This window comes from Micromonospora sp. CB01531 (assembly GCF_001905095.1).
GTDB lineage: Bacteria > Actinomycetota > Actinomycetes > Mycobacteriales > Micromonosporaceae > Micromonospora.
The window spans coordinates 90,478-103,427 of record NZ_LWLS01000062.1; the positions used below are offsets into that span (position 1 = coordinate 90,478).

Genomic DNA, 12,950 nt, shown 5'->3' on the forward strand with positions numbered 1-12,950 from the left:
GCTCAACTCCAACGGTGTGAGCTGACTCACTCGGAGCGTCGCCACCGCCAGTCGAACTCCCCGACCGCCGGCGGCGGCCCGGGCAGTGGCGGCTCGGTCACGGAAAGACCGGCCAGCAGCAGCGCCAGGTGCCGGCGACGCAACTCCCGGGTCCGCTCCGGATCGGGTACGCGGATCGCGGTGCAGCCCTCCAGCAGCAACCCGACGTCCTGCACCACCACATCCGCGCGGAGCCGACCGGTCGCCCTGGCCCGCTCGACCAGCTCCGCCGTGAGCTCACCGGAGCGCAGCGCGTCCCGCCCCATCTCCTCGGTCGGCGTGAAGGTGCCGGCGAGATGCACGGTCAGCGAGTGCACGTCGGCATCGACGACACGCTCCAGGAACCCGGCGAAGGCCCGCCAGCCGTCCGGGTCGGCGGCGGACTCCTCCGCCACGGCGATGTACCGCCGCAGGCCGTCGTGGCAGAGCGTGCGGAGCAGGTCCTCCTTACCGGCGTAGCGCCGATAGAGCGCGCTGATGCCGACGCCGGCCCGCTCGGCCACCGCAGCGATGGGCGCCTTCGGGTCAGCCAGGAAGACGGCGCGGGCAGCCTCCAGGATCACCGCGTCGTTCCGGGCGGCCTGGGCACGGCGGCCGGGGAGCTGGGGAGCGTCGGTCGGGTTCGGCATGACTCCAGGCTAGCAGTGGAACGGATCGTTCCGCTCTGCTATTGTGAAGCGGAACGAAACATTCCGTTCTGAAGGAGCAGCGCATGTCCAGCATCGCCATCCGCCCGTTCCGCGTCGAGATCCCGCAGTCCGCGCTCGACGACCTGGCCGGCCGACTGCGCCGCACCAACTGGCCCGGAGAGCTGCCCGCCGCCGGCGCCACGTACGGAATGCCGACCGGCCGGGTCCGCGAGCTGGCGACCTACTGGCTGGAGAAGTTCGACTGGCGGGCGGTGGAGGCGCGGCTCAACGCGCACCCGCAGTTCGTCACCGAGATCGATGGCGAGGACATCCACTTCCTGCACGTCCGGTCTTCCCGGCCGGACGCCACCCCGCTGGTGCTCACCCACGGCTGGCCCGGCTCGGTGGTCGAATACCTGGACGTGATCGCCCCGCTGACCGAGCCGGCCGACCCGGACTCGCCGGCGTTCCACCTGGTCATCCCGTCGCTGCCCGGCTTCGGCTTCTCCGGCCCGACCCGCAGCGCCGGCTGGAACCGCTACCGCACCGCCCGAGCCTGGGCCGACCTGATGGCCCGCCTCGGCTACGACCGCTACGGCGCGGTCGGCAACGACGGTGGTTCGTTGGTGTCGCCCGAGGTCGGCCGGATCGACTCGGAGCACGTACTCGGCGTGCACGTCACCCAGCTCTTTTCGTTCCCGTCCGGCGACCCGGCCGAGTTCGCCGGACTCTCCGAGGCCGACCAGGCCGCGCTCAAGCACCTGCAGTGGTTCTACGAGAACAAGTTCTCCTTCAACCAGGTCCACAGCCAGCAGCCGCAGACCCTGGCGTTCGCGCTGGCCGACTCACCCGTCGGGCTGCTCGCCTGGAACGCGCAACTCTTCGACGAGAGCCTGGACGCCGACTTCATCCTGGCTAACGTGGCGATCTACTGGTTCACCGGCACGGCCGCCTCGTCCATGCGGTTCTACTGGGAGGACGCGCACACCGCCGAGCACCCGACCGGGCCGACGACCACGCCCACGGCGCTGGCCATGTTCCCCGGCGACTTCCAGTCGATCCGCCGCTTCGCCGAGCGGGACCACGGCAACATCGTGCGGTGGACGGCGTACCAGACCGAGGTCGAGGGGCGCGGCGACGTCGGCGGGCACTACGCCGCCCACGAGGCGACGGATGTGCTGGTCGGCGATATCCGGGAGTTCTTCGCGTCGCTCCGCTGAGCATCGGCCGCTCACGTGCCCGGTCGGGATCCGGTCCCGATCGGGCACGACTCACCGCGGTCAGCGGGGCAGGCGCGCGGTGCAGGGAGTCTCGTGGTCGGCCCGCAGGATGCACCGGCGGCCGTCGTCGAGACGGTGGTCGCAGAACACGCGATGGCGTACCCCCTGGTTGTCCTCGGCGGAGACGGTGGTCTCGCCGGAGTCGACGTGGGTGAGGAAGGCCAGCGAGCGGGCGGCGGTCCGGCCGAGCATCTTCGCCCGAGCCAGGTCGGGTGCCCGGACCGGCAGGTGGATGACGTAGCGGCTGGTCACGGGCGCCGGGCCAGGTCGCGCATGGTGGGGGCCTGGCGGGACTGCCACTCGCGGAGCGCGTCCTTGATCCGGGCCGTTTCCGCCCGACTGCGGACCACCTCGGCCTGCGCCGCGGCAAGATCGCCGGCGACGCGATCGAGGAACGCGGCGACCTCGACCGGGTCCAGGCCGCGCCGCCGGGTGGCGAAGGTGCGGCTCCGCACCTGCCACGGCCGCAACGGCAGGTACGACGCCGAGCGGTAGGCGCCGGCCGGCGGCTGGTTGATCGGGCCGGCCTTCCGGCGCCTCGACAGGGGTCGCAGGAGGTTACGCACGACGCTGATCCCTTCTCGACATCCGCGAGGTCGGGACGGAGCACGGGGATGCCCGTCCCGACCAGGTGAGCGCCCCAGTGCCATCCGGAAGCGTTCACAGGGAACCTACAATCGGTAGCGGTTGTAGGTCAACGACCAACCCACGATTGCTTGAGGTTGGAGGTTGCTGCGTGATCGAATGGGCGTGCCATCCGGGGAGTGTGTATGCCCAAGCAGCAGTACCAGGTGCTCGCAGACGAGCTGAAGAGCAAGATCGATTCGGGAGAATGGCCGCCCGGCACCAAGCTGCCGAGCCGGTCACAACTATGCAAGGAATACGGCGTGTCGGACACCGTGGTCGGCAAGGCGATGATGATCCTGCGCGCGACCGGTCTGACCGAGACCCTCGAAGGGGTCGGCGTCTTCGTCGCCGAGCCACAGTAGGCCGGGCACAAGCGATTCAGGTCCGAAGGACGCCACCACAGACGCCGGTCGCCGGAGCGCCGCGGGGACGAGCGCGGCCCCAGAGGCCGAGCCGTCAGCCGCCGACCAGGACCACCCTGATCCACCTGCGAGCGCCCACCGGGCCGACGGCGAGCACCGTCTCGTCCGGGGCGCGGGCCGCGAGCGTGCCGTCAGCGAGCAGCGACAGGTAGTGCTCGGGGCCGACCGGCCAGCGGACCCGCTCGTACCGGCCGTCGACCACCACCCCCACGCCGTCCGGCCCGGTCACCGCCACCCGCCCGGCGCCGGCGGGGGCCACCGAGTGGATCCGGTCCGGGCGGCCGTCGGCGCGCACCAACTGCCAGTTGCCCCGGTAGCGCCAGAGCGCCGGGAAGCCCGTCCGGTCCGGTCGCTCCCCGACCAGCCAGGCCTCGCCGTCGGGCGAGCGCATCACCCGCACCACGCCGACCTCGCCGTCGGGTGCCGGCACCTCCGTCCGCTGCCAGCGCCGTCCCTGGTCCGCGGAGACCGCGGCGTACGGCCTCCCGTCGCTCGCGCCGGCCGCCACCAGCAGGTCCTCGACCTCGCGCACGGTGTTCACGGCCGGCAGTCCCGGCTGGGCGGCCAACGGTCGCAGCCGGCGGCCGTCCCAGCGGGCCACCTGGCCGTCCTGCTCGGCCACCTGGAACTGGCCGTTGGCACCCGACAGCACCGGAGGCGGCGCGGGTCCCGGGTGGTGGGTGAAGGTGACGCCGCCGTCGGTCGAGGCGTACCAGCCGAACGGCTCGGCGGCGAGCACCAGCAGGCCCTTCGGGGCGTAAAGCTGCTGGTTGTCGGCGACCGGCCGGGGATGCGGCAGCGCCCGCCAGGACCGCCCACCGTCCCCGGTGGCGAAGAGCAGCGCCGGGCAGTCCCGGCCGGGCGGCCGGCCGTCGCAGGTGGCGAAGAGGGCGTACGCCTGGTCGGCGTCGACGAACTCGACGAACGGCGGGTCGTACCGGTCGGGGACGGCGACCTGCACGCGGCGTACCTCGTCGACGTCGGCGACCGGCGGCGCGGTCGCCGACGGGCGGGGCGACGCGGAGGCCCGGTTCGGCGGTGGCCGGCGGACGTCGCCGATCGAGCAGGCCGTCAGCACGGGCAGCAGCAGGAGGATAACCAGCCGGCAGGATCTTGCCGAATCCATCCGAGCTCCAACCAGGTAACCTCGCCTGCGTGCGAGTACGTGTCGAACAGACTGCCTTACCGGGGATCGGCGTACGTCACGACCTGGTGACGGAATCGGGCCGCCGGGTCGGCGTGGTCTCCCACCGCAACGGCCGACGGGATCTCGTCCTCTACGACCCGGACGATCCCGACTCCTGTCAGGCCGACATCCCGCTGACGGACGACGAGGCGGAGGCGCTCGCCGACATTCTCGGCGCGTCGCTGATGCTCGGCCAGCTCTCCGGGCTGCGTGAGCAGGCCGCAGGGCTGCTCACCGAGCAGATTGCCATCCCGGCCGGCTCGAAGTACGTCAACAAGCGGCTGGGCGACACCAAGGCGCGTACCCGCACCAGCGCCTCCATCGTGGCGGTGCTGCGGGACGGCGAGGTCATCGTCTCGCCGGACCCGACCTTCCGCTTCGCGGCCGGTGACGTCGTGGTCGTGGTGGGCACCCGCCAGGGCCTCGACGGGGTGAGCGCAATCCTTGCCGACACCGACCCGGACGGCTGACGCGGATGCACGAAACCACAATTCTGCTCATCGAGGTCGGCGCGCTACTGCTGCTGCTCGGCCTGCTCGGCCGGCTCAGTCGCCGGGTCGGCCTCTCGCCCATCCCCCTCTACCTGCTCGCCGGGCTCGCCTTCGGCCACGGCGGCCTGCTGCCGCTCAACGCCAGCGAGGAGTTCTTCGCCGTCGGCGCGGAGATCGGCGTCATCCTGCTGCTGGTCATGCTCGGCCTGGAATACAGCGCCAACGAACTGGTGGGCAACCTCCGCTCGGCGGCCCCGGCCGGCCTGATCGACGCGGTGCTCAACGCGCTGCCCGGCTTCGCCTTCGCGCTGCTGCTCGGCTGGGGCTGGATCGCCGCCGTAGTGCTCGCCGGCGTCACCTGGGTCTCCTCGTCCGGGGTGATCGCCAAGGTCCTCGGCGACCTCGGCCGGGTCGGTAACCGGGAAACCCCGGTGATCCTCTCCGTGCTGGTGATCGAGGACCTGGCAATGGCCCTCTACCTGCCGCTGCTCACCGCGCTGCTCGCCGGGGTCGGCCTGGTCAAGGGCGGTGTGGCGCTCGCCGTCGCGGTGCTCACCGTGGTCGTCGTGCTGGCCGTCGCCATCCGGTACGGCCACCTGATCTCCGCGGCGCTCTCCGCGAAGGACCCCGAGGCGCTGCTGCTCGGGGTGCTCGGCCTGACTCTGCTGGTCGCTGGCGTCGCGGCCAAGCTGCAGGTGTCCGCGGCGGTCGGGGCGTTCCTGGTCGGCATCGCCCTCTCCGGCCCGGTGGCGCACCACGCGACGGAGTTGCTCTCCCCGCTGCGGGACCTCTTCGCCGCGGTCTTCTTCGTGTTCTTCGGGCTGGTCACCAACCCGCTGGACATGCCCCCGGTGCTGCTGCCGGCCCTGGGCCTGGCCGTGGTCACCATGGGGACGAAGCTGCTCACCGGTTATCTGGCGGCCCGGCGCGCCGGGATCGCCGAGCCCGGTCGCTGGCGGGCCGGCTTCGCGCTCACCCCGCGCGGCGAGTTCTCCATCGTCATCGCCGGGCTCGCCGTCGCCGCCGCGCAACCTGTCGAACCGAAGCTGGCGGCGCTCGCCACCGCGTACGTGCTGATCACCGTGGTGACCGGGCCGATGCTGGCCCGTCTGCCCGACCTGCCCTGGTTCAAGCGCTGGCTGCGCCAGCGCACCGCCGCCCGGCGGCCCGTCCCGGTGGGGGCGGCCGACTGACCCTGATCGGGCCGGGTCGACCGTACGGTGGACCCGGCCCGGCCAACGGTCACCGAATTGGTTCCGGGAAGGTCTACCGCAGGTACACGCAACCGCGTTACCGTGTCGCCCCAGCAGCCAGGGTCCGCGGGTGGCTGGTGCCCCCGCCAGCGGAAACGGAAGGTTGGCCGGTGAGCGTGCAGGAGTCAACGTTCCGCGGCTTCGCCAACCCCGTCGACCCCTCGCCGGCGGAGCTGCGGGCCTGGGCGTACCAGCCGGACTCCGTACCGCTGGCCTCCATGCCCCCGGACTGGGATCTGCTGGTCGCCGGTGACCACCTGGTGCACACGCTCTTCCAACTCGCCATGGACACGGCCTGCCCGGCCCGCCGGTTCGCCCTGCACTGTCTCTACATCTACGCCGCCGACGGCATCCGCACGAACTTCCGGGCCCACCCGAAGCGCCGCTTCCGCAAACTCGTCGAGCAGGCCGAGCGGACCGGGGACGAGCTGATGCGCAACTGGGCGCACAACAGCCGGGTGCTGCTCGCCCGGCCGGACCTCTTCGCCTACCGCGACTGGTGCGAGGGCGGCCTGGTCCGGGAGAACCGCCGCCTCTAGTACGCAAAGAGGTGGCGGGGCACCCCCCCCGGTGCGCCCCGCCAGTCATCGAGCACCCGCTACGGGTGCACCACCAGGTTCCCGCCGTCGATAGCGGTCGTCGGATCCGCGGTCAGCGGATCCCCAGGCTGGGTGTCGTACACGACCTTCCCGGTCGCGATCTCCCACACCTTCACCCGGATCCGATCCGGGCCGCCGACCACGGCGCCGTCCGCCACGCTCACCAGGAACGCATAGCCGCTGCGCCCACCGAGCGTGCCGGTGCCCTGGTACTCCGCCCGGCCCGATTCGACGGCCAGCCACTCGTAGCTGGTGCTGTGCAGATCCAGTCCGGTGGCCCGCACCGACAGCTGGGTCTCCCCGCTCGGCGTGGTCGCGTCCTTGCCGTACGGGGCGACGAAGCCCAGGGAGGCCTTCTCCTCGCCCACGGTCAGCCGGACACCCCCGGTGACGAAGCCCCCGTTCGGGTCGTACACGACCACGTACGCGTCGACATCCCCCACCGTGACCGTGCTCCCGCTGCCACCCTCGTCGTCGGTGACGGTGAGCTGCAGCGGATACACCCCCGGCGTCGTGAACGTCCGGGTGGCCGCCACCGTTCCGGAACCGTCCCGCTCGACGACCGTGCCCGGCACCGCCACGCCGTCCACCAGCCACTGCGCCGTGTGGGTGTCCTCCCGGCCCGAGTCGGTGAACGACCCGGCCACCCGCACCTCCGTGCCCACCGGCACGATCAGGCCCGACGTGGGTGCGTCGATGCGTACCCGCGGTGCGGCGTTGAGCACGACGACCCGGATGGTCGCGCTGTCCGTACCCCCTCGGCCGTCGTCCGCACGGAGCACGATGGTGTGCTCACCGTCCTCGGCGTACGTGTGGTCGAGGACGAACCGGCCGTCCGGGCCCAGGGTCGCCCCCTCGCCCGTACCGTCGCCGTAGTCCACCGTCACGCTGACGACGTCGCCGTCCGGGGCGGTGACCGAGCCCTGGATCGACAGCGGCTCGCCCTCGGCCGGCGTGGCGGCCGGCGGCATCCACTCCAGGTGGGGTGCCTCGTTGCGGGAACGGACGGTCACCGTGAAGGTCGCCGTGCCGACGCCGCCGTCGTCGTCACGGGCGGTCACCGTCACGCGGTACGTGCCGGCTGCGGCATAGCCGTGCGAGAGCGCGAAGGTACGGTCCGGGCCGGTCGGCAGCGGCTGGGCACCGGTGCCGTCGCCGTAGTCCACCGTCGCGGTCACGGTGTCCACGGGGCTCGGGTCGGTGACCGAGCCGCTCCGGGTCAGCGTGCCGCCCGGCTCCAGGGTCACGTCCGACCCGGCCGAGACCGTCGGGGCGACGTTCAGCACGGTGAACGGCGCGGGGGCGAAGCCCGCCTCACCCTTGCTGTCCGTCACGATCACGGCCGCCGTGTCCGAGAAGTTGTCGGCGTACGTCCAGGTCGCCGTCACCGTCCCGCGACCCTCCTTCTCCACCACCTTCGCCGGGATCGGTCCGGGCATCGGCTGGCGCGGCCAGACCACCTGTGCGGTGTGCGTGTCGGTGGTGTCTGCGTCGGTGAACGGCACGGTGAGGACGACCTCGGAGCCTTCCGGCACGCTCACCGGGTCAGGGGACGTCACTTCCGGCCGGGCGTTCGCCGCGATGCCGTTACCGTCGACCGCCACGGTCAGTGTGGTCACCTCGGTGGTGATCTTCACGGTGCCGGTACGCGCGCCCAGGGCGGCCGGCGTGAAGGTCACCTGCACGGGGCACGACGCTTCGGGTGCCAGGCTGGCCGGGCAGGTGGTCGACGCCGCGAAGTCGCCGGTCGCGGAGACCCCGGCCACCCGCAGCGGCACGTTGAGCCGGTTGGTCAGCGTGACTGCGGACGGGTAGCTGGTCGAGCCCAGCCGCTGGTCCCAGAACTTCAGCGCGGTCTTGTCGAGCAGCTGGACCACTCGAGTCGTGGCCGTCGCGGCGTCGTTGTCGCGGTGCAGGTCGGGAACCGGGCGGGACCAGGCCTGCGCCGTCGCGGTCAGCGCGGTGTCGGGTTCGGCCGCGACCGTGCCGCGCACCGTGAGCTGCACCGACTCCCCGTCGGCCAGCTCGGGCAGGACCACCGAACGCAGGGTCGCGTCGGCGTCACAGGACACCCCGGTGCTCACCGTGCAGCCGGTGATGGTGACGCCGTCGGGCAGCAGCGTCTCCAGGTGTACGGCGGTGGCCGTGTTCGGGCCGGCGTTGGTCACCGTGGTCGTCCAGGTGACCGGGGCCCCCGGGGCCGTGGTGGCCGCCGAGACGGTCTGCTTGACGTCGAGGTCGGCGGTCGCCGTGACCGGCGTCAGCAGCAGGGCCCGAGCCACCCGCAGCACCGTCTTCGGGTCACCGGGCTTGCGGGTGGTCACCGATCCGTTCACCAGGATCTGTCCACGTTCGTTGACGTCCACGGCCGAGGTCAGGCCCACACAGGGCGAGCTGTACACCGCCTCGCCCTCGCCCTGGCACGCACCGCCGGCCAGGCTGGCCAGCTCGTACTTGACGCCGTTCTGCCAGAGCACGGCCCGGCCGGTCGAGTCCCACGAGAGGGTCTGCCCGGTGCCGACCACCAGCCCAGACTCGTTCACCGCGTACGCGATGCCCCGCCCGAGGTCCGTGGTCTTTCCGTCCCGGGAGACGAAGGCATTCATCTGGCCGTAGGTCTGCAGGGTGCAGACCTCCCCGACCACGGTGCCGTTGTCGGCGATGTCGTGTGCCCGACTGCCGTTGTTCCGCGCGCAGGATTCCGGGACGGTGACCGGGCTGACCTCGCCGTCGGCCCAGATCGCCGCCCGCCAGCCGTCCGGCACGTACTCGTGCCCGACCACCGCCCCGGAGGCGTTGATGCCGGCCCGGGTGGGTGCGGTCTCGAACGCGATGTCCTGCGTGGCGTCCGTACGCTCGCCCGAGGCGTTCCAGCGGACCGCCCACCACCGGTAATCCCAGTCGGGGTCCTGCTCCATCGAGTGACCGACGATCTCGCCGTCGTCGTTGACTCCGTACGCGCTGGCGAAGCCGCCGCCGACCGCGTCGGGCATGCTGGGCAGTGCGGTCATCCGGCCGTCCGCCCAGCGGAAGGCGTGCCAGCCGTCCTTGTGGTCGCTGCCGCGGGCGACCTCCTCGCTGGTGCCGACCACGACGCCGTCGTTGTTGATGTCGCCGGCGAAGCTTATGCACTGCCCGTCCTCGCCGCCGCTCGTGGTGCAGGGCAGGGTGCCGAGGTTGCGCATCGTCCCGTCCTCCCACAGGAAGGCGCGGGCGGTCTTGCTGCCGTCCCGGCGGACCACGATCGTCCGACCGACCACCTGGCCCTTGTCGTTGAGCGCGACACCCTCGACTGCGTCCTGCGGGTCCGGGGAGAGGCTGCCCAGATCGGTGATGGCGTAGGTCAGGAAGCGGGCCACCACCACGTGGTCCCGGTCCATCTTCAGCTTCAGGTCCCGGGTCATGCCCGCGGGCTTGCCGTCCACGGTCCACCCCTGGAACAGGAAGCCGGGCTTCGGCGTGGCGTGCACGGTCACCTCCGTGCCGGCCGGGTACTCGTCCTGCTGCGGCTCGACGGTCACCTGGCCGCCGGGCCCCGCCTCTGCGGACAGGGTGTAGGAACCGGTGTCGACCAGCTCGACCTCGATGGCGGTACGACCCACCCGGGTGCCCCGGTCGGACTTCGCCATGACGACGATCGAGTGCGGGCCGGCGCCCAGGACCGTGCTGGAGGCGTACACCCCGTCACCAGCGGCACCAGCGTCGTGGTTGCCATCGTCGTGCAGGGCCAGCTCGGCGCGGTCGCCACGCTCACCGAGCAGCACCGCGTCGACGTCGGCCCCCGGCACGGCGGTGCCGTCGTTGTCGAACCGGGCGGACACCCGCACGGTGCCGTCCGCGGCGACCTGCTTCGCCGTCACCTCGACGGTGAGCGGGTTGCCGGCGATCCAGGCGCTCAGCGGCACCCGTACCTCGCCGCTGCCGGTGTTCGTCAGCCGCAGCGTCCAGCGACCGGCGGCGGGGTCGTCGACGACGAGCCCACGGAAGGGCTGGTCGGCGTCGGCCGCAGCCGGCGAGTTGCCGCGCGTCGCGCCCGACGGGTCGAGCAGGGTGAGGCCGACCGACGGTGGTGCCATGGCGACCACGCCGGCCTGTTCACCGGTGGGTACGTCGAGCGGGACGTCGACCGTCGCGCCGGCCGGGACGGCCGGGGAGGCGGCGCCGATCCCCTGCGGGGCCACGACCGGGGCCTGGTCCTCACCCGGAACCAGGTTGGTGCGGTCCGGGGTGTCGTTCTGCCGGGGGTCGCGGGCCAGGCGGGGCAGGACGTACGAGGTGAAGTCGGAGGCCTCCTCGGTCATCCCGGTGTGGAAGGTGTCGCTCTCTGGCACATCGTCGTAGATGTACCGGGCGCTGCCCCGGGTGACGACGCCGTCGCCAACCCCGTGGAAGTAGCAGGGCACCACGTGTCCCACCCCGACCATGTTGGAGAAGGTCACCCCGCGCCGGTCCGTGATGTTCGGATTGAACGAGGTGGCGGCGTACGCAGTGCTGAGCTGCTGGGTGGCCGGCATCAGCGGGGCCTGCTCACCGGCGATCGCCGCGGTGTCTAGGACGAGGTCCGCGCAGGGCGAGCCCATGTTGGGCGTACCCATCATGATCAGCCGGTTGATCACCGGGCGGGAGTCCTTCGACTCCGGCATCAGCTCCTGCACGTACCAGCGGGAGATGAGCCCGCCCATCGAGTGGGCAACGATGTCCACGTGCCAGGCGTCGGTACGGTTCCGGACGCCCTCAATGTAGGCCGCCTCCTGCCGCGCGTTCTCCGAGACGGTGTTGGTCCGCTCGAACGGCGCGTCCAGCGAGCCGGTCTTGAGCACGCCCACCTCCTGCCCGTCGCCGACCGCCCAACCGTGCAGCAGCGGGTGCGCCGATTCGAGGAACGGCTGGTACTTGCCCCAGGACGAGGCGGCGTTGCTCTTGTAGCCGTGGACCAGGATCACCGGACGCGGCTTCACCAGTAGCGGGATCTCCTTGGCGTCGCGGACCTTGTCCGACACGCGCAGCCGGACGACCAGGCGTCGCGGATCGGGGTGGGCGCTGCCGTCGCGATTCCACGCCAGGGCGGCGGTGTCCCAGCGGAACTGGCGGGTCACGCTCTCCCTCGGGTCGAGCACGTCGAGCCGCTTGCCGTTCTCCACCACCTCGCCGGTCTCGGCGTCGACGAGTTCGATGGAGGTGATGCTGGCCAGCTCGCTGCGGTTGGTGGCCCGCACGGTCACCCGGACAGTGTTCCCGTCGGTGGTGCCGTTCCGGGTGGCGTCCACCCACGTGCCACTCGGGTACTCCTGGTGCTCGACGCGGACACTGTCGAGCACCGGCCCGTCGCCGAGGTCCATGATGAACGCGTGCCGCTCCCAGTCGCCGTTGCGGCGGCCGTAGCCGCTGATCTGCCCGGCGTCGTTGATGCCGGTGGCCGCGACCAGTTCCCAGCCGCTCCCCTCGGGCAGCAGGGTGTTGAGGTCGGTGACCGCGCCGTCCTGGAACAGCGCCGCGTGGTCGTACGTGAGGTTCAGCATCCGGATCGCGCCGACGCCGGCACCGGCCTCGTTGATCGCGTTGATCTCACCGCCGTAGCTGGTTCGATAGAGGACCGGCCTGCCGTCGGCCTGCCAGATGACCGGCTGGTGCCCGCCACTGCCGGGTGAGCCACCCCAGCCGGCGACCTGACCGGCGTTGTTGACGTCGAAGGCCTGCGAGCGCCCGCCGAGCGGGGAGCCCAGGCCGTCGTCGGCGGAGATCGGCTCGCCGGGCTTCGTCCGGAAAGCGCGCGGCGACAGCACGTCCGGGTCCGGGTCGGTGTCGGAGACACCGACGACCACGCCGGCGTCGTTGACCCCGTCGGCGTGGGTCTGCCCGCCGCCGAGGCTGCCCAGCCGCAGCACCTTGCCCTGCGGGTCCCGGACCCAGTCGCCCCCGGCGACGAAGCCGGTGTCGCTGATCGCCTCCGCACTCAGCAGGTCGAGCTTGGTGACCGCGCCGTCGCGGTAGAGGAACGAGCCGGCGCTCTCACCGGAGGCGGTCCAGAAGCCCACCGCGTCGCCGGCGTCGTTCACGTCCCGGGTGGTGCTGCCCCCCGCGGTCCGAATGAGGGGATGCAGGTCGACCGGGGGCTTTCCGGCCTGGAGAAGCAGGGCGCTGGTGTGCGAGTCGACCCCCTCGACCCACCGCCCGGCGGCGACTAGCCCACCGTCGTTGAGTTCTCCGACGAAGCTGCTCACGTCGTTGAGCCGACCCATGTTGCCGAGGTCGACGATGGTGACGGCGGGGATGGCGGTGGTCGTGGCCGCGGCTGCCGGCAGCGGTGACGGCACCGACCAGAGCAGGGGCGCGGCAACCACGCCGGCGAGCAGCGCGGCGAGGCGTCGGCGGGCGGACAGGGTGATGGACATGCGGGTCTCCGGGCATGGTGAGGCAACCTGCG

The 12,950-nt window shown here is 72.0% G+C and carries 10 protein-coding genes; 5 read left to right on the forward strand and 5 right to left on the reverse strand.

The genetic code is table 11. From position 1 onward, the window contains the following. Positions 1–26: 26 nt before the first annotated feature. Entirely contained in the window at positions 27–668 is a 642-nt protein-coding gene (locus A6A27_RS14130) for a TetR/AcrR family transcriptional regulator (RefSeq protein ID WP_073835047.1), read from the reverse strand. 83 nt (positions 669–751) lie between these two features. Between A6A27_RS14130 and A6A27_RS14135 the strand changes: the two genes are divergently transcribed. Beyond that, positions 752–1,888 carry an epoxide hydrolase family protein gene (locus A6A27_RS14135; protein WP_073835048.1) on the forward strand — a complete coding sequence of 379 codons (1,137 nt, stop codon included), beginning with the start codon at positions 752–754 and terminating at the stop codon, positions 1,886–1,888. A 60-nt stretch (positions 1,889–1,948) separates the two neighbouring features. Here the strand turns inward: A6A27_RS14135 and A6A27_RS14140 are convergent, their stop codons facing one another. Further along, on the reverse strand, positions 1,949–2,200 hold the full coding sequence (locus tag A6A27_RS14140) for a hypothetical protein (RefSeq protein WP_073835049.1): 252 nt from the start codon (positions 2,198–2,200) through the stop codon (positions 1,949–1,951). Continuing rightward, a complete protein-coding gene (locus A6A27_RS14145; RefSeq protein WP_073835050.1) occupies positions 2,197–2,514 on the reverse strand; it encodes a DivIVA domain-containing protein in 318 nt (105 codons plus the stop codon). The genes A6A27_RS14140 and A6A27_RS14145 overlap by 4 nt, the downstream gene beginning before the upstream one ends. Positions 2,515–2,718: 204 nt before the next feature. Here A6A27_RS14145 and A6A27_RS14150 point away from each other — a divergent pair, with 204 nt between their 5' ends. After that, entirely contained in the window at positions 2,719–2,937 is a 219-nt protein-coding gene (locus A6A27_RS14150) for a winged helix-turn-helix domain-containing protein (protein ID WP_073835051.1), read from the forward strand. Between the two features lie 94 nt (positions 2,938–3,031). Here A6A27_RS14150 and A6A27_RS14155 read toward each other — a convergent pair whose 3' ends face one another. Continuing rightward, on the reverse strand, positions 3,032–4,123 hold the full coding sequence (locus tag A6A27_RS14155) for a hypothetical protein (RefSeq protein WP_073835052.1): 1,092 nt from the start codon (positions 4,121–4,123) through the stop codon (positions 3,032–3,034). Positions 4,124–4,152: 29 nt separating this feature from the next. Here A6A27_RS14155 and A6A27_RS14160 point away from each other — a divergent pair, with 29 nt between their 5' ends. The 3 genes from A6A27_RS14160 to A6A27_RS14170 all read left to right on the forward strand — a co-directional run bounded on the left by A6A27_RS14160 (position 4,153) and on the right by A6A27_RS14170 (position 6,466). Further along, on the forward strand, positions 4,153–4,653 hold the full coding sequence (locus tag A6A27_RS14160) for a cation:proton antiporter regulatory subunit (RefSeq protein WP_073835053.1): 501 nt from the start codon (positions 4,153–4,155) through the stop codon (positions 4,651–4,653). A gap of 5 nt (positions 4,654–4,658) precedes the next feature. Beyond that, positions 4,659–5,867, forward strand: a complete 1,209-nt coding sequence (locus A6A27_RS14165; protein ID WP_073835054.1) for a cation:proton antiporter — start codon at positions 4,659–4,661, stop codon at positions 5,865–5,867. 170 nt (positions 5,868–6,037) lie between these two features. Continuing rightward, a complete protein-coding gene (locus A6A27_RS14170; protein ID WP_073835055.1) occupies positions 6,038–6,466 on the forward strand; it encodes a hypothetical protein in 429 nt (142 codons plus the stop codon). Positions 6,467–6,525: 59 nt separating this feature from the next. Here the strand turns inward: A6A27_RS14170 and A6A27_RS14175 are convergent, their stop codons facing one another. Continuing rightward, on the reverse strand, positions 6,526–12,918 hold the full coding sequence (locus A6A27_RS14175) for a PKD domain-containing protein (protein ID WP_073835056.1): 6,393 nt from the start codon (positions 12,916–12,918) through the stop codon (positions 6,526–6,528). Positions 12,919–12,950 lie beyond the last annotated feature (32 nt).

Bases quoted from the DNA above. Each gene is read 5' to 3' on its own strand.
- A6A27_RS14130 (WP_073835047.1), bottom strand. From the start codon at position 668: ATGCCGAACCCGACCGACGCTCCCCAGCTCCCCGGCCGCCGTGCCCAG.
- A6A27_RS14150 (WP_073835051.1), top strand. From the start codon at position 2,719: ATGCCCAAGCAGCAGTACCAGGTGCTCGCAGACGAGCTGAAGAGCAAG.
- A6A27_RS14135 (WP_073835048.1), top strand. From the start codon at position 752: ATGTCCAGCATCGCCATCCGCCCGTTCCGCGTCGAGATCCCGCAGTCC.
- A6A27_RS14155 (WP_073835052.1), bottom strand. From the start codon at position 4,123: ATGGATTCGGCAAGATCCTGCCGGCTGGTTATCCTCCTGCTGCTGCCC.
- A6A27_RS14175 (WP_073835056.1), bottom strand. From the start codon at position 12,918: ATGTCCATCACCCTGTCCGCCCGCCGACGCCTCGCCGCGCTGCTCGCC.
- A6A27_RS14165 (WP_073835054.1), top strand. From the start codon at position 4,659: ATGCACGAAACCACAATTCTGCTCATCGAGGTCGGCGCGCTACTGCTG.